Source organism: Pseudoalteromonas sp. P1-26 (genome assembly GCF_001401795.1).
GTDB lineage: Bacteria > Pseudomonadota > Gammaproteobacteria > Enterobacterales > Alteromonadaceae > Pseudoalteromonas.
In genome coordinates this window covers 37777-52401 of sequence record NZ_LKDX01000002.1, presented here as the reverse complement: position 1 = coordinate 52401, position 14625 = coordinate 37777, and the positions used below count along the sequence as shown (strand labels likewise).

Genomic DNA, 14625 nt, shown 5'->3' with positions numbered 1-14625 from the left:
TAATTAGGCTGCATGTATTATATACCCAAACCACCTCAAGGTGCGAGTTTCAGTTGGAATTAAAAGCGATTTAGGCAAGGCATTGATTGCAAGCAATAGTGGTTCTATTGTTAAAATCAATAACGCAGTATAAATCGCTTTTAAACCAACCCTTTGGGCGCTTCACAGGCGCTTAGTCTCATCGTTGTTACTTCTTAAAAGGGACTGCCATTGTTGCAAAGTAACGCCTTGATATTAAACACCTGTGAAACGCTGAATTCTGCATCTTGAGATGGCTTGGGTATGCACTGCTTCTTGCCCTGCTACAAATATGGTTTAAATGCAGGGCTTGAATAAGTTACTAAGCCATTGTCTGACTTACCAATTAAATACACTGGCAAATCGTGCTCTTCGGCGTATTTCTGCGCCTTTTCCATGCCCATCACAGTGATTGCCGTCGCTAAGCCATCTGCAGTCATCGCTGATGGGTGTAAAACAGTAACTGATACCAAATCATGACGGCTCGGCATGCCTGTTACAGGGTCAATTAAGTGGCTATAGGTTACACCATCCATTTCGTAAAAAATTCGGTAATCGCCCGATGTCGCAATACCATTAGTACCCGGCTCAATTACTTTATGTACTTTACGCACGCCTGGTTCAGCATCAGGCTGTTCAATAGCTATTTTCCAAGTAATATTATTTGGCTTAATACCCGACACACGAAGCTCACCACCAATCTCAACCATATAATTAGTGAAACCATGGCTTTCAATCACTTCTGCGACTTTATCAATACCATAGCCTTTTGCTGTAGCAGAAAACGACAGCTCTAAACCATCAATTGTTTTCATCAGGCCAGCATCTGTAAGTTCAAGCTTATCAACACCAATTTTGGCAACCATTGCAGCCAAAGCTTCATCGCTTGGGCGTTTAGTCGGCTTTTTATCTGGACCAAAGCCCCACAAGTCAATAAGTGGCCCCATAGTCACATCTAACGTTTTTGTTGATTCGCCAAGGCGAATTGATTCAGCGACCACGTTTCTAAAATCAGCGCTTATTGGCATTACCTGCCCTGCTGGTAACTGGTTGAACTGGTTAATTTCTGAATCGGGAATGTAAGTTGACATAGATTGATTTACACCTTTAAGCACTTGCTTAATTTCAGGATGTAAATCAACACCTGCAACCTTTGAAGACTCTGCAAACACCTTAATATGATAAGTGGTGCCCATTGTCTTACCTTCAAAATAAAGCTCTTCAGCCTTATCAGCTTGGCTGCAGCCAGCCATGAGTAAAGTCATAGTTAATAGAAAAAAGGCCATCAAGCCTTGGCGATAAAACACTCTATTCATAGCATTCACCTTTTAGATACCACAGGGTTAGGTATAGAAATAAAAAAGCCTCGTAACACTGAGTGTTACGAGGCCTGTATTCTAACCAAAACTTATTGTTTTGTGTATGGTGTTAGCCACCGAAGTCATCTAATAAGATGTTTTCGTCTTCTACACCAAGATCTTTAAGCATGTTGATAACAGCCGCGTTCATCATTGGAGGACCACACATGTAGAACTCACAATCTTCTGGCGCTTCATGATCTTTCAAGTAGTTTTCATAAAGTACGTTATGGATGAAGCCTGTGTAACCTTCCCAGTTATCTTCTGGTTGTGGATCAGACAGTGCTGTGTGCCATACAAAGTTATCGTTTTCTGCTGCTAAGCCGTCGAAATCTTCTACGTAGAACATTTCACGCTTAGAACGCGCACCATACCAGAAACTCATCTTACGCTTAGATTTTAAACGCTTAAGTTGGTCAAAGATATGTGAACGCATTGGTGCCATACCTGCACCACCACCTACGAATACCATTTCTGCATCAGTGTCTTTCGCGAAGAACTCACCGAATGGGCCAGAAATAGTCACTTTATCACCTTCTTTTAATGACCAAATGTACGAAGACATTTTACCACATGGAAGGCTTAGGTCTCTTGGCGGCGGCGTAGCGATACGCACGTTAAGCATGATGATGCCTTCTTCTTCTGGGTAGTTAGCCATTGAGTATGCACGAATTGTTTCGTCGTCTACTTTAGACTCCAGATCGAAGAAACCGAAGTGGTTCCAGTCGCCACGATACTCTTCTGGAATATCGAAATCAGCGTACTTAACGTGGTGAGCTGGTGCTTCAATTTGAATATAACCACCGGCACGGAAAGGTACTGACTCGCCATCAGGAATTTGTAACTTAAGTTCCTTGATGAACGTTGCCTTGTTATCGTTAGAGATAACGGTACAGTCCCACTTCTTAACACCGAAAATTGACTCTTCAAGTTCAATTTCCATGTCGTTCTTAACATTTACCTGACACGCTAAACGGCAGCCTTCACGAGCTTCACCTTTAGAGATGTGATCAAGTTCTGTTGGTAAGATATCGCCGCCACCTTCTTTGATGTGTACACGACACTGACCACAAGAGCCACCGCCACCACATGCAGATGAAACGAAGATACCTGAATCAGCTAGCGCGCCTAATAGCTTGCTACCTGCAGATGTTTTAATAGCTTTTTCTGGGTCGCCATTAATTCCGATGATGATATCGCCGCTTGCTACTAATTTAGATTTAGCACCAATGATAACTAAAACTAAAATAACAACGATAGCGATGAAAACACCAACGCCTAAGAAAATCTCATTCATGATTTATCCTCGCTACCTATTAAAGTGAAATACCAGAGAATGACATAAAGCCAAGACCCATAAGACCAACAGTGATGAAAGTAATACCTAAACCACGTAAGCCATCAGGAACGTCTGAGTACTTCATTTTTTCACGGATACCAGCAAGTAAAGTAATTGCTAGTGCCCAGCCCACACCTGAACCGATACCATAAACAACAGACTCGCCGAAGTTATAGTTACGCTCAACCATGAAAGATACCGCACCGAAGATCGCACAGTTAACTGTGATCAGTGGTAAGAAGATACCTAACGCGTTGTAAAGTGCAGGGAAGAACTTATCTAATGCCATTTCAAGAATTTGTACAAGTGCTGCAATAACACCGATGAAAGTCAAGAAACGTAAGAAGCTAAGGTCTGCTTCTGGGTAGCCAAGCCACTCTAATGCACCAGGTGCAAGAACAGCGTGATAAACCAAGTTATTTACAGGTACTGAGATACCTAGTACCACGATAACTGCCACACCTAGGCCGATTGACGTTGTTACTTTCTTTGATACAGCAAGGAAAGTACACATACCTAGGAAGAAGGCTAAAGCTAAGTTTTCAATGAAAACCGCTTTTACAAATAAACTAATATAATGTTCCACTGCTCGCCCCTTACGCTTTTGCTTCTACTTGGTCTTTCTTGAAGGTACGAAGTACCCAGATGAATAAACCAATAATGAAGAATGCACTCGGTGGTAAAATCAATAGACCCATTGGTTGATACCAGCCACCATTTTGAACTAATGGAATAATATCAACACCGAATAGTGAACCTTTACCGAATAACTCACGGATGAAACCAACAGTTAGTAGTACTACTGAGTAGCCTAAACCGTTACCGATACCATCTAAGAAAGACATTAACGGTGGTGACTTCATTGCGTATGCTTCAGCACGACCCATTACGATACAGTTTGTAATGATTAGACCAACGAATACTGAAAGCTCTTTAGCAGTTGCATAAGAGAATGCTTGCAGTACTTGGTCAACAACGATTACAAGTGATGCGATGATCGTCATTTGCACGATGATACGCACAGATGATGGGATGTGGTTACGAATTGACGAAATAAACAAGCTAGAAAACGCAGTTACTAGTGTCAATGCGATTGACATGATTAGTGCATTTTTTAAGCTTGATGTTACCGCTAGCGCAGAACAAATACCTAGTACTTGTAATGCGATCGGGTTATTTGCGAATACCGGGCCAAATAGGACCGACTTCATTTCTTTAGTATCAGCCATTATTTCAACGCTCCTTCACGTACTTTCGCAAGGAATGGACCAAAGCCATGCTCGCCAGTCCAGAAGTCAACTGTGTGATCAACACCGTTTGAAGTTAATGTTGCACCAGAAAGACCATCGATTTGATGTTCGTTCTTCGCACCGCTCTTCATGATATTGATTGGTAACTCTTTACCTTGCCATTTAGCAGTCCATTGTGGATTTTGGATTTCACCACCTAGACCTGGCGTTTCGTTGTGCTTGAAGAAGTTGATGTTTTTAACTGTTTCACCATCGCTTTCAAGCGCTAAGAAGCCGTACATTACACCCCAAAGGCCATAACCTTGGATTGGTAGAATGATTGCGTCTGTAGAACCATCAGGTTTCTTCGAAATATATACAGGTGAATTTTTTGTCATACGCTGAATACCAGCGATGTCTTTAATTCCTTCTGCTTTCAACGCAAAGCTACGAGCTTGGTCGAATTTTGTTTTCTCGAAGTCAAATGAGTTAGGATCAGCACCTTCAACAAACTCACCTGTGTTCATGTCTACAACACGTGCTTCAATTTTTGAGTTAAAGGTATCTGACACAGTACCTGATACTTCAATGCCTGCAGCCGCTAAGATATTGCGTTGAATATCTTGTGTTTTGTTAGCTTGCTGTAAAGGACGAAGCTGAACTGAAGCAAACGATACGATGATTGCACACACTAAACATAGTGCAACAACAACGGTTAGCGTTTTGCCGATTGATTCGTTATTACTAGACATTACGTGCCAACCTCCGCTTGATATTAGCTTGCACTACAAAGTGATCGAATAATGGTGCAAATAAGTTAGCAAATAAGATTGCTAGCATCATACCTTCTGGGAATGCCGGGTTAACAACACGGATCATTACAACCATAAAGCCGATTAACGCACCGTAAGCGAACTTACCTTTGTCTGTGAATGATGCAGATACTGGGTCTGTTGCCATGAAGAACATACCAAATGCAAAACCACCAAGAACTAAGTGCCAGTGCCAAGGCATAGCAAATACAGCGTTGGTTTCTGAACCAATTGTATTTAGTAAGAATGCCGTTGCAACCATACCTAGGAATACACCTAGTACGATACGCCATGAAGCGATACGCACGTAAATTAGGAATAAACCACCGATTAATAGTGCTAGTGTTGACGTCTCACCCATAGAACCTTGAATGAAACCGTAGAACGCATTCCACCATAGCTCCATGTTGCTGTAATCAAGTGAACCAACAACAGCTTGGCCAAGCATAGTTGCACCAGAGAATGAATCTACTGCTGTCCATACTGTGTCACCTGAAATTTGCGCTGGGTATGCGAAGAATAAGAACGCACGACCGGCAAGAGCAGGGTTAAGGAAGTTACGACCTGTACCACCAAAGATTTCTTTAGCGATTACAACACCAAACGTAATACCTAGTGCAACTTGCCATAAAGGAATCGTCGCAGGCAGGATTAGTGCGAATAATACAGATGTTACGAAGAAACCTTCATTTACTTCGTGCTTACGCACTGAAGCAAATAGTACTTCCCAGAAACCACCCACAGCAAACGTTACTGCGTATATTGGTAGGAAGAAGCAGGCACCGTAAAACATTTTCGCGCCCCAACCAGAGTCAGCAGTTAATTCACCACCGAATAATTGGAACAGACCAACTTGCCATGTGTTTGCTAGTTCAAAACCTTGCGCTAAAGCACCAGCGGCCTGATGACCGATGTTGAACATACCAAAGAACATTGCAGGGAACGTCGCCATCCACACTAAAATCATCATACGTTTTAGGTCGATGTTATCGCGAACGTGTGTTTTGCCTTTATTTACATAACCTGGCGTGTAGAAAATAGTCGCTGCAGCTTCGTAAAGCGCATACCATTTTTCGTGTTTACCACCCGGTTCAAAATGCGGCTCAATATCTTCTAGAAATTTCTTTAAACCCATCTCTCTAGCCTTCCTTCTCGATCGTAGTCAAGCAATCGCGTAGGATTGAACCGTACTCGTATTTACCTGGACAAACGAAGGTACATAATGCTAAATCTTCTTCATCAAGCTCTAGCGCACCTAACGAAATAGCACCATCAAGATCACGTGCGATTAAATCACGTAATAATAGTGTAGGTAGGATGTCTAAAGGCATAACACGCTCATAGCTACCAATTGGAACCATGGCACGCTTCGAACCACCTGTTGAAGTCGTCATGTTAAATAGACGGCTAGGAGCAAGGTGAGATAAGAAGGTACGTGTTACTGAGAACTTGTTAGCACCTGGTGCGATCCAACCGAATAGCTCTTTTTCGCGACCTTCAAGTAATACAGATACTTGAACATGGTAACGACCTAAGAACGCGTGTGGACCTTGAGAGATAGCGCCTGATAATACAGAACCAGAAATTACACGGTTATCACCGTCTTCTAATTCACCAGCAACTAAATCATCTAAAGATGCACCTAGCTGAGTTTTCACTAAGCGTGGGTTTTTAACACGTGGACCAGCAAGAGAAACAACACGGTCTGTGAAGATTTCACCTGTTAGGAATAAATTACCAAACGCGATTACGTCTTGGTAACCTAAGTGCCAAACCTGCTTGCTTGCAGAAACTGGGTCTAAGTTATGAATGTGTGTACCAACAAGACCTGCCGGATGCTTGCCACCAAACTCATGTACTTCTACTTGAGGGATTGATGAACTAGGCACTTGGCTACCAGCTTGTTTACAAACAAATACTTTGCCGTCAGTTAAACGAGATACCACAGCTAAACCAGCTTCAAATGCTTGAGTGTTCTCAGCAATGATTACTGCAGGATCTGCAGCTAGCGGGTTAGTGTCGATAGCCGTTACAAAGATAGAGCTAGGATTTGCATCCAAAGCAGCTACTCTGCTGAATGGGCGAGCACGTAGTGCTGTCCATTGACCTGACTGAACTAGTACTTCTTTAACTTTTTCACGGTCTAAGCCCGAAAGCTCGTCGGCCTTGAAAGAGTCAAAGGTGATTTGCTCACTGCCATTAACTTCAATAACAACAGATTGCAGCACACGTTTAGCACCACGATTGATTTCTTTAACTACCCCAGAAGCTGGTGCAGTAAATAAGACGCCTGGGTTCTTTTTGTCTTCAAAAAGTACCTGGCCTTTTTTGACTTGGTCATCCACGCGAACATGCATGGTTGGACGCATACCAATATATTCTTCACCTAGCACAGCTACACGTTTGACGGCAGAACCATCGTGAATAACTTGCTGAGGTGCGCCCTCTATCGGTAAATCCAGACCTTTTTTTATGTTGATCATACGCACTTGCATTACATTAACGGAAAGAAACTGAAAAATCGTACCAACCACGTCGCCATTTGATATGCTCAAGTTAAACTCTAAGTATCAAAGAATAGCCTGTTTAACACCCCAAACAAGCAACGCAGTAAACTCCTCACATATATTGCCCGAATTTTAACATCAATCAGGGTGACTATGCGAGAGCAAATATGAAATTTATACGACAGATACGGTTATTTAGACTACAAAAACCTTTTGAATAAAATTCAATATAGACCAAAGTGCTATTGATGATGTTTTATTTTCATCCAGAAACAAAAAAGTCGCTTAAAAAAGCGACTTTACAAAATCAAGTTTGTTTAGCAATTAATCGATTAATTGTGAAATCGCAACATCAGGATTCACATCTTGCTCGTAATCTACGCTGTCGATACCAAAGCCGAATAAACGTAAAAATTCATTGTGGTAACCCACGTAGTCCGTTAATTCGTCAATTGTATCTGTATCCACTGTATCCCAAACATGTTGTACACGAGCTTGAACATCATCTTCTAACTCTTTGTAGTTTTGGAATAAATGACCACCTTCGTCAAAACGTGGTGTTTCACCGTAAAGGTTTTCAGTAAATAGTGAATGAATTTGCTCAATGGTACCTTCGTAAGTACCGTCTGCTTTCATTACTTTGAATAAAGCAGAGATATATAAAGGCATAATTGGAATTGCCGAGCTTGCTTGTGTCACAACCGCATTTAATGAGGAAACATACGCTTCGCCATTTAAGCCTTTTGTAGACTCTTTGATTGCTTGTGTTGCACGGTCAAGATCTTCTTTCGCTTTACCAATTGTCGCATGACCGTAAATTGGCCACGTTAATTCTTTACCGATATATGTGTAAGCGGTTGTTTTGAAGTTATCTGCTAGCACATCCGCTTCTTTTAATGCGTCAATCCACATTTCCCAATCTTCACCGCCCATTACTTTAATTGTATTGTCGATGTCTTCTTGGCTTGCTGCTTCAACGGTTACTTCATCAATCACACGCTTTGAAGTGTTTAGGTTCTTCGTAGTGATATCTGAGCCAATAGGCTTAAGTGTTGATGAGTAAGTCTCACCCGTATTTGGATCAGTACGACGAGGTGACGCAAGGCTATAGATAACTAAATCAATTTTACCTAGATCAGCTTTGATAGTATCAATTGCTTTTTGCTTGATTTCGTTAGAAAACGCATCGCCATTGATATTTTTAGACCATAAACCTGCTTCTTCAGCAGCTGTTTGGAATGCTGCTGTGTTGTACCAACCTGCAGAACCCGTTTTGCGTTCGCTACCTTCTTTTTCAAAGAAAATACCTAACGTTTTGGCACCGCCACCAAATGCAGCTGTGATACGTGATGCTAGGCCGTAACCTGTAGACGCACCAATCACTAATACATTCTTAGGTGCATTGCTCAGTGGTCCTTGCGCTTTCACATAATTAATTTGTTCTTGTACGTGCTCAGCACACCCTACTGGATGCGCGTTAGTGCAGATAAATCCACGAATTTTCGGCTTAATGACCATTGATCATCCTATATCTATCACAATAAAAATTAGCGCTAGTTTAAAGGCTAATAGTTAAAATACAGGTCTGATCAGTAAAACTTTTCAGACCCACTTAAATCTTTCGAGCTTAAAACCCCAATTGACAAGCAGTTTAGAGTGACTGTCCTTCTAACTTAGAATGACTGTCCTTCTAACTTTGAGTGACTGTCCTTCTAACTTTAGGTGGCTGTCCTGCTAATTTAGTCGAACTTTGAGCCACCTAAGCATTTTGGTGATTCAGGTGCCTGTCCATGTTGTTCACTGAACTCTTCTGGAGTAAATGTGTGAATTGCTAATGCATGAATATGGTTTGCTAATTCATCTTTTAATAGCTCATTAATTTGACGGTGACGGGCAAGTAAACGTTTACCCGCAAATTCTTCACTCACAACCACCACTTTGAAATGCGATTCAGTTCCACGGCTATGCATATGGCTTTCATTGACAACATTCAGGTGTTTACATTCGATACCCGCAGCAAGCTTTTGCTCTATTTGTTGTTGCATTGACATGTGTCATAGACCTTTAATAAGAAAATAATTGGCAGCTACTATATCAAGGGCATGAGTCATTTTGCCAATGATTTTATATGATTGAACGAAAGGTAAGGTTAATTCGAGGGTGTTTGAGTCTTTGCTGTTTTGGCAAGCTATGCTGGTAATCGCGCTGGCTAAAACCATTCATGATTAAACAGCTACCACTTTGCAGCACAATGCTATGTTGTTCATTATTATGTTTGTGCTTTATTTTAAATATCCGTTCGGCCCCTAGTGATACAGAAGCGATTGTCGGTTGCTCCCCAAGTTCTTTCTCATCGTCACTATGCCAACCCATACAATCATGACCATCTCGATACAAATTAACTAAAAGCGCATTGAATGGTATCTGCAAAGTTCTTGTTAAGCGTACACGCATAGCATCAAGCACCTCCGGCCATGGCTCAACGATTAACTGTGAACCCGAGTAGCCATAACTTACATTCTGATCAGCAATAAAGCATTGCAAACGTGGGATCACATGGCTTTTTCCGTACACTTTTATAGTTGGTTGTTGCCAATTTAGCTGCTGCTGAAGAAAGTAAAATAATTCGAGGCTTTTTTGTGCACTCAATGCATTAGCTTGGTAAGAAAACCCATCAGGTAAATGATTAGGGTTGGCGTTTGGCTGTTGCATGTTAGAATTTACCTATACATTAATACATTCGTAAAATCATGATGACCACCCAAGCACAGCTCGGTGATAACACCTATACCCTAGAACGCTTTCCGTTAGATCAAAAGAATCGCAGTCTTCAAGCGTGGGACTCAGGCGATGAGTACCTTGTCAATTATGTACAAGAGCACTATCCAGATGCAAATTCAATCCTGATACTCAATGACAGTTTTGGCGCTTTAGCCTGTGCCTTTAATACGTTAACAGTTTATTCAGTTAACGACTCGTATATTGGTCATCAAGCTACCCGCTATAATTTACAAGCTAATGAGTTATCAACAGATTCTTTAACGCAACTGGACTCATTAGCAGCATTACCTAATCAGGTTGATTTAGTGATATTAAAAGTGCCACGCAATTTAGGCTATCTTCAGCATCAACTTGCCGCAATCAGTGCAGCTTTACCTGCCGACATTGATGTTATTGCAGCTGGAAAAACGAAAGACATTCACAACTCAACTATAAAGGCTTTTAGTCAGTATATCGGTGAAACATCAACCAGCTTAGCGGTTAAAAAGTCCCGCTTAATTATCAGTAAAACCAGTGGTCTTAATAAAGTTGCCCCCTTCCCTGTTAACTGGCCACTTGAAGGAAGTGAGTTTGAAATTCAAAATCATGCCAATGTATTTTCTCGAGACTCATTAGACATTGGCGCGCGCTTTTTCTTTAACTATTTGCCACAAACAAGTAAAGCTCGCAGCATCATTGATTTAGGCTGTGGTAATGGTGTTGTTGGCTTAATGACCTTAAAGCGTTGCCCTAAAGCCCATGTGACCTTCGTTGATGAGTCGTTTATGGCCGTTGAATCAGCTAAATTAAACGTCGCTCACAATCTACCCGAGCAATTAGAGCAGTGTGAGTTTGTCCAAAACGATTGCTTAACCGATTTTCAACCTAACAGTGTTGACCTCGTTTTATGTAATCCGCCATTCCACCAAGCGCAAGCGGTTACTGATCATATTGCTTGGCAAATGTTCAAACAGGCAAAACACACATTAAAGCACGGTGGTGAATTAAGAATTATTGGTAATCGTCATCTAGACTATCATGAAAAGTTAAAACGCATGTTCGGCAATTGTAAGTTGTTAGGGTCTAACAAAAAGTTTGTCGTACTAAGTGCAACAAAGAATAATTAATGGAGCTAACTAAATGAAAAAAATACTTCCTTTATGTGCGGTGCTTGCGCTTGCGGCATGTAGCAACCAACCCAATCAATTAATTTTAAACCCCGTTTATCAAGGCGGCAAAATTTCAAACCTTAGTACTAGCGTTAGTACTAGCGTAATTGATTTACGCGGCGACAACGTGACCCTAAAAATTATTGAATCAGATAAAACTAAAACCCTTGCCAGCCCAGGTATTACTGATTCAGTGAAAAGCGCTCTAGACAGTGCGTTAAGCCGTAATGGGGCGAGTATCTCAAACTTGGCAACAACACGCTTTGAATTAGATATTCTTAAGCTACAAGCAGTTGTTACTGAAAAGATGATGACTCACACAAGTGACGCAACTATTGAATTAGGCTTAAGAGTAATCAGAAACTCAAGCACTTTCAGCAAGATATACCGTGGTAATGCAAACCTAGAAGGGCCACTCAGCCATGACCGTGCAAAAGTAGAAGGTCAGCTTAATAAGTTGACTGAGCAAATAATTACCCGCATTGTATCTGACCCAGAATTAATCGCCTATTTAGAAGGTTAACTATGAAGCGTATTTTATTACTTAGTTTTATATTGTTTTTTGCTCACAGTTCATTCGCAGCGACTGAGGGTAAATTTATTCAAAAAGATAATATGTTTCCACGCGTAGAAATTGTCACTACGCTTGGCAGTATTGTGGTCGAAATGGATCGTTCACGCGCACCAATAACCGTAAATAACTTTCTAACTTACGTTGCCGACGGTAGCTATCAAGGTAGTGTGTTTCACCGTGTAGAACGTGATGAAGACAACGAACGTGATTTTGTTATTCAAGGCGGTGGTTACGATAAAGACTATGATGGTCTGTACGAAGGTGACCCTATTTTTAATGAAAGTGGCAACGGGTTAAAAAACGATATGTATAGCATCGCAATGGCATATCAAGACCGTAAACCTCACTCAGGTACTCGTCAGTTTTTCTTTAATATGGACGATAACGATCATCTTAATCCTGGTCGCGACTGGGGCTTTGCCGTATTCGGTATGGTCATGGATGGCTATGACACACTAGACAAAATCATGCGTGTCGAAACCGCTTTTAACGAAAAAATCGGTTACAGCTTTGTACCCAAAGATCCTGTTGTTATCTTAAACGTAAAAGTGCTTGACGCTAATCAATAATAAATAGGGGCGCACGCCCCTTAAACTGGCAACACTATGACAAAACCCCTTTCTATTTCAGAGTATTTCTCGTACTTCAAAGATAAACGTTTAATCAATATATTCATCTTTGGTATCAGCAGTGGCTTTCCTTGGGTATTGATTGGCTCTGTCATGTCGGCTTGGCTAAAAGACGAAGGCTTAAGCCGCAGTATGATCGGGTTATTTGGCATAGTGTTTGGTGCGTATAGCATTAACTTTTTATGGTCACCGCTCGTTGACCGTGTAAAGTTACCTGTTTTATTTAACTGGCTAGGCCAGCGCCGTAGCTGGATTTTACTTTGCCAGTCAGTGATTTTTATTGGCACCTTTTCACTTGCTGGGCTCGATATCAAGGCCAACCTCTGGTTTGCTGCCGCGCTGTGTTTAGTTATTGCTATCGCTTCTGCGACTCAAGATATTGCTATTGATGCATTTCGTATCGACACTTTAGCCGAAAACGAAAGCCACAAAGCCACCGCAGCAGCTGCAATGGCCACTTCAGGTTGGTGGAGCGGTTACGCCCTATTAGGCGCCCTGCCATTTTATATGGCCGACATCCCTTCAATTGATTGGCCACAAGTTTACTTTTTCTTATCTGTGGTAATGCTGCTATTAATGAGCAGCGTATTGTGGGCAAAAGAACCCGAATCAAACCGTGATGCTGTTCAAGCTGAGCTTGAACAAACCTATCAACAAAAGCTAGCTGGTAGTACGCAGACTCGCTTTGCTAAAGTGATTGCATGGCTTGCTGTAACCGTTTTTGATCCTTTCAGAACCTTCTTTGCCCGTAATGGCGTAAAAACAGCATTGGCATTATTGGCCTTTATTTTCTTATTTAAAATCGGTGAAGCCTTTTTAGGGCGAATGTCTATCGTGTTTTATAAAGAAGTCGGCTTTTCAAATAGTGACATAGCGACCTTCTCAAAAGTGGGCACTGCAGTGCTCACCATCGCTTTTACTTTTTTAGGAAGCTTATTCAATCAACGCTATGGCATTGTAAAAGGCTTGTTTATTAGCGGTATTGCGATGGCAGCTTCAAACTTAGCTTTTGCCTGGATCGCTATTGCAGGCCCCAAACTGAGTCTGTATGCATTTGCTATTATTATTGATGGTTTTACCCAAGCTTGGTCACTGGTAGCCATGGTGGCGTTTATATCAATGTTATGCGACAGAGCATTTAGTGCGACCCACTATGCACTACTTGCTTCATTGGGTAATTTAGGCAGAACTTTACTGTCGAGCTACAGCGGCGTGGTTATTGATGACTGGTTAGGTGGAAACTGGGCGATGTTCTTTGTGCTAACTGCATTGATGGTGATCCCATCACTGGTATTTTTATTCTTAATTCGTCATAAGCTTTATGCGTTAGAAAACAACTATCACCAAAACAATTAACAAATCTGATACGTATGTGATTAAAGAGAGGATGATGCAAGGGAGAGACTTTAAATAGCGCTTCCTTGCACTATTTATATTACTTTAAAAGCGGCGTTTCGCTTTTAGTAATGAATAATTAAGCGTCTTTTAGCAGATTAAGACCTTCGTATGGGTCAACTTCTAAAGCGTCGCAATAACGCATGAATTCAATAACATCTAAACGACGTTCTTGGTTTTCAATTTTACCAATGAAAGAGTGTGGCGTACCTAAAACCTGTGCAAGGCTACGCATTGTGTGACCTTTCTCGTGGCGTTTAGTTTTAAGCCATTTTGTTAGTTTCGAGTTTTCTTCAGAAGAAACTGTTTTACCCATCATAAAATACATCTCCTACTAGATGATTCAAGTTAATAATTTAAGAGTGAAATTTGCCCGTCTCACTCTTGGACACATTATATACTAATAATTTTCACTTTGAATGATTAATTATACAAATGTCCACCTTTTAGGAATGGACCTTTTTAGTATACAAGACTAAGTGTAGCTAAAATTAAAGCATGTGCTCTATAGTTAACTGGTTTACTGTACCAAAAAATTGATCAATTGGAAGTGTAACAAGATGAAAGTATCACTTTAAATTCTGCATATTTATGCTTAAAGTGTATGTAAATACTGAAAAAGGCTAGGAAATGTTTCGTATATTATTTTTGTTGCCAATTGTACTGTGTGTCGCATGGTACCTGTTTTTAAAACACAATCGTGTACCAATTAAGCAAGGTAAAAAAGGGTTTGTGTATATTTCAATCGCCTCTGCGTTAGTTTTAGGCTTCTTTTTACTGATGATTAAAGTGACCCAACACTAGGGTCACTCATTTTTAATTAATCAGTAACGAA

At 41.0% G+C, this 14625-nt stretch carries 16 protein-coding genes; 5 read left to right on the top strand and 11 right to left on the bottom strand.

Going from position 1 to position 14625, the window contains the following annotated elements:
• Positions 1–302 precede the first annotated feature (302 nt).
• The 10 genes from AN394_RS01560 to AN394_RS01515 all read right to left on the bottom strand — a co-directional run bounded on the left by AN394_RS01560 (position 303) and on the right by AN394_RS01515 (position 9975).
• Positions 303–1334, bottom strand: a complete 1032-nt coding sequence (locus AN394_RS01560; protein ID WP_055020648.1) for an FAD:protein FMN transferase — start codon at positions 1332–1334, stop codon at positions 303–305.
• Positions 1335–1446: 112 nt separating this feature from the next.
• Positions 1447–2673 carry an NADH:ubiquinone reductase (Na(+)-transporting) subunit F gene (gene nqrF, locus AN394_RS01555; RefSeq protein ID WP_054562303.1) on the bottom strand — a complete coding sequence of 409 codons (1227 nt, stop codon included), beginning with the start codon at positions 2671–2673 and terminating at the stop codon, positions 1447–1449.
• A 19-nt stretch (positions 2674–2692) separates the two neighbouring features.
• Positions 2693–3301, bottom strand: coding sequence for an NADH:ubiquinone reductase (Na(+)-transporting) subunit E (gene nqrE, locus AN394_RS01550; RefSeq protein WP_016708692.1), 609 nt, complete (start codon positions 3299–3301; stop codon positions 2693–2695).
• Between the two features lie 10 nt (positions 3302–3311).
• Complete coding sequence (locus tag AN394_RS01545; RefSeq protein WP_054554281.1) at positions 3312–3944, bottom strand: NADH:ubiquinone reductase (Na(+)-transporting) subunit D; 633 nt, start codon at positions 3942–3944, stop codon at positions 3312–3314.
• Positions 3944–4696 (bottom strand): Na(+)-translocating NADH-quinone reductase subunit C, encoded by a 753-nt coding sequence (locus tag AN394_RS01540; RefSeq protein ID WP_054562304.1) that lies wholly within the window; start codon positions 4694–4696, stop codon positions 3944–3946. Before AN394_RS01540 ends, AN394_RS01545 begins: the two co-directional genes overlap by 1 nt.
• Entirely contained in the window at positions 4689–5891 is a 1203-nt protein-coding gene (locus tag AN394_RS01535) for an NADH:ubiquinone reductase (Na(+)-transporting) subunit B (protein ID WP_054554279.1), read from the bottom strand. Before AN394_RS01535 ends, AN394_RS01540 begins: the two co-directional genes overlap by 8 nt.
• A gap of 4 nt (positions 5892–5895) precedes the next feature.
• Complete coding sequence (locus AN394_RS01530; protein WP_054562348.1) at positions 5896–7239, bottom strand: Na(+)-translocating NADH-quinone reductase subunit A; 1344 nt, start codon at positions 7237–7239, stop codon at positions 5896–5898.
• Positions 7240–7587: 348 nt separating this feature from the next.
• The gene (fabV, locus tag AN394_RS01525) at positions 7588–8781 is read right to left on the bottom strand and encodes an enoyl-ACP reductase FabV (RefSeq protein WP_054562305.1); all 1194 of its coding nucleotides are present in this window, start codon (positions 8779–8781) and stop codon (positions 7588–7590) included.
• A 221-nt stretch (positions 8782–9002) separates the two neighbouring features.
• The gene (locus AN394_RS01520; RefSeq protein ID WP_054554277.1) at positions 9003–9314 is read right to left on the bottom strand and encodes a BolA family transcriptional regulator; all 312 of its coding nucleotides are present in this window, start codon (positions 9312–9314) and stop codon (positions 9003–9005) included.
• A gap of 73 nt (positions 9315–9387) precedes the next feature.
• Positions 9388–9975, bottom strand: a complete 588-nt coding sequence (locus AN394_RS01515; protein ID WP_054562306.1) for an alpha-ketoglutarate-dependent dioxygenase AlkB — start codon at positions 9973–9975, stop codon at positions 9388–9390.
• A gap of 41 nt (positions 9976–10016) precedes the next feature.
• Between AN394_RS01515 and AN394_RS01510 the strand changes: the two genes are divergently transcribed.
• From AN394_RS01510 to AN394_RS01495, 4 genes are read left to right on the top strand one after another with little or no spacing between them, the layout of a single operon-like run.
• Positions 10017–11150, top strand: coding sequence for a methyltransferase (locus tag AN394_RS01510; RefSeq protein ID WP_054562349.1), 1134 nt, complete (start codon positions 10017–10019; stop codon positions 11148–11150).
• A gap of 13 nt (positions 11151–11163) precedes the next feature.
• Positions 11164–11715 (top strand): YajG family lipoprotein, encoded by a 552-nt coding sequence (locus AN394_RS01505; protein WP_055020647.1) that lies wholly within the window; start codon positions 11164–11166, stop codon positions 11713–11715.
• A gap of 2 nt (positions 11716–11717) precedes the next feature.
• Entirely contained in the window at positions 11718–12335 is a 618-nt protein-coding gene (locus tag AN394_RS01500) for a peptidylprolyl isomerase (protein ID WP_054562308.1), read from the top strand.
• Between the two features lie 36 nt (positions 12336–12371).
• Positions 12372–13751 (top strand): AmpG family muropeptide MFS transporter, encoded by a 1380-nt coding sequence (locus AN394_RS01495; protein ID WP_054562309.1) that lies wholly within the window; start codon positions 12372–12374, stop codon positions 13749–13751.
• A 118-nt stretch (positions 13752–13869) separates the two neighbouring features.
• Here AN394_RS01495 and AN394_RS01490 read toward each other — a convergent pair whose 3' ends face one another.
• Complete coding sequence (locus tag AN394_RS01490) at positions 13870–14109, bottom strand: helix-turn-helix transcriptional regulator (protein ID WP_054562310.1); 240 nt, start codon at positions 14107–14109, stop codon at positions 13870–13872.
• Between the two features lie 311 nt (positions 14110–14420).
• On the opposite strand from AN394_RS01490, the gene AN394_RS22140 reads away from it, so the two are divergent.
• Positions 14421–14594, top strand: a complete 174-nt coding sequence (locus AN394_RS22140) for a hypothetical protein (RefSeq protein WP_200907862.1) — start codon at positions 14421–14423, stop codon at positions 14592–14594.
• Positions 14595–14625 lie beyond the last annotated feature (31 nt).

Bases quoted from the DNA above. Each gene is read 5' to 3' on its own strand.
- AN394_RS01520 (WP_054554277.1), bottom strand. From the start codon at position 9,314: ATGTCAATGCAACAACAAATAGAGCAAAAGCTTGCTGCGGGTATCGAA.
- AN394_RS01560 (WP_055020648.1), bottom strand. From the start codon at position 1,334: ATGAATAGAGTGTTTTATCGCCAAGGCTTGATGGCCTTTTTTCTATTA.
- AN394_RS01505 (WP_055020647.1), top strand. From the start codon at position 11,164: ATGAAAAAAATACTTCCTTTATGTGCGGTGCTTGCGCTTGCGGCATGT.
- fabV (WP_054562305.1), bottom strand. From the start codon at position 8,781: ATGGTCATTAAGCCGAAAATTCGTGGATTTATCTGCACTAACGCGCAT.
- AN394_RS01510 (WP_054562349.1), top strand. From the start codon at position 10,017: ATGACCACCCAAGCACAGCTCGGTGATAACACCTATACCCTAGAACGC.
- nqrF (WP_054562303.1), bottom strand. From the start codon at position 2,673: ATGAATGAGATTTTCTTAGGCGTTGGTGTTTTCATCGCTATCGTTGTT.
- AN394_RS01530 (WP_054562348.1), bottom strand. From the start codon at position 7,239: ATGATCAACATAAAAAAAGGTCTGGATTTACCGATAGAGGGCGCACCT.
- AN394_RS01540 (WP_054562304.1), bottom strand. From the start codon at position 4,696: ATGTCTAGTAATAACGAATCAATCGGCAAAACGCTAACCGTTGTTGTT.
- AN394_RS01545 (WP_054554281.1), bottom strand. From the start codon at position 3,944: ATGGCTGATACTAAAGAAATGAAGTCGGTCCTATTTGGCCCGGTATTC.
- AN394_RS01515 (WP_054562306.1), bottom strand. From the start codon at position 9,975: ATGCAACAGCCAAACGCCAACCCTAATCATTTACCTGATGGGTTTTCT.
- AN394_RS01500 (WP_054562308.1), top strand. From the start codon at position 11,718: ATGAAGCGTATTTTATTACTTAGTTTTATATTGTTTTTTGCTCACAGT.
- AN394_RS22140 (WP_200907862.1), top strand. From the start codon at position 14,421: ATGTTTCGTATATTATTTTTGTTGCCAATTGTACTGTGTGTCGCATGG.
- AN394_RS01490 (WP_054562310.1), bottom strand. From the start codon at position 14,109: ATGATGGGTAAAACAGTTTCTTCTGAAGAAAACTCGAAACTAACAAAA.
- AN394_RS01495 (WP_054562309.1), top strand. From the start codon at position 12,372: ATGACAAAACCCCTTTCTATTTCAGAGTATTTCTCGTACTTCAAAGAT.
- AN394_RS01535 (WP_054554279.1), bottom strand. From the start codon at position 5,891: ATGGGTTTAAAGAAATTTCTAGAAGATATTGAGCCGCATTTTGAACCG.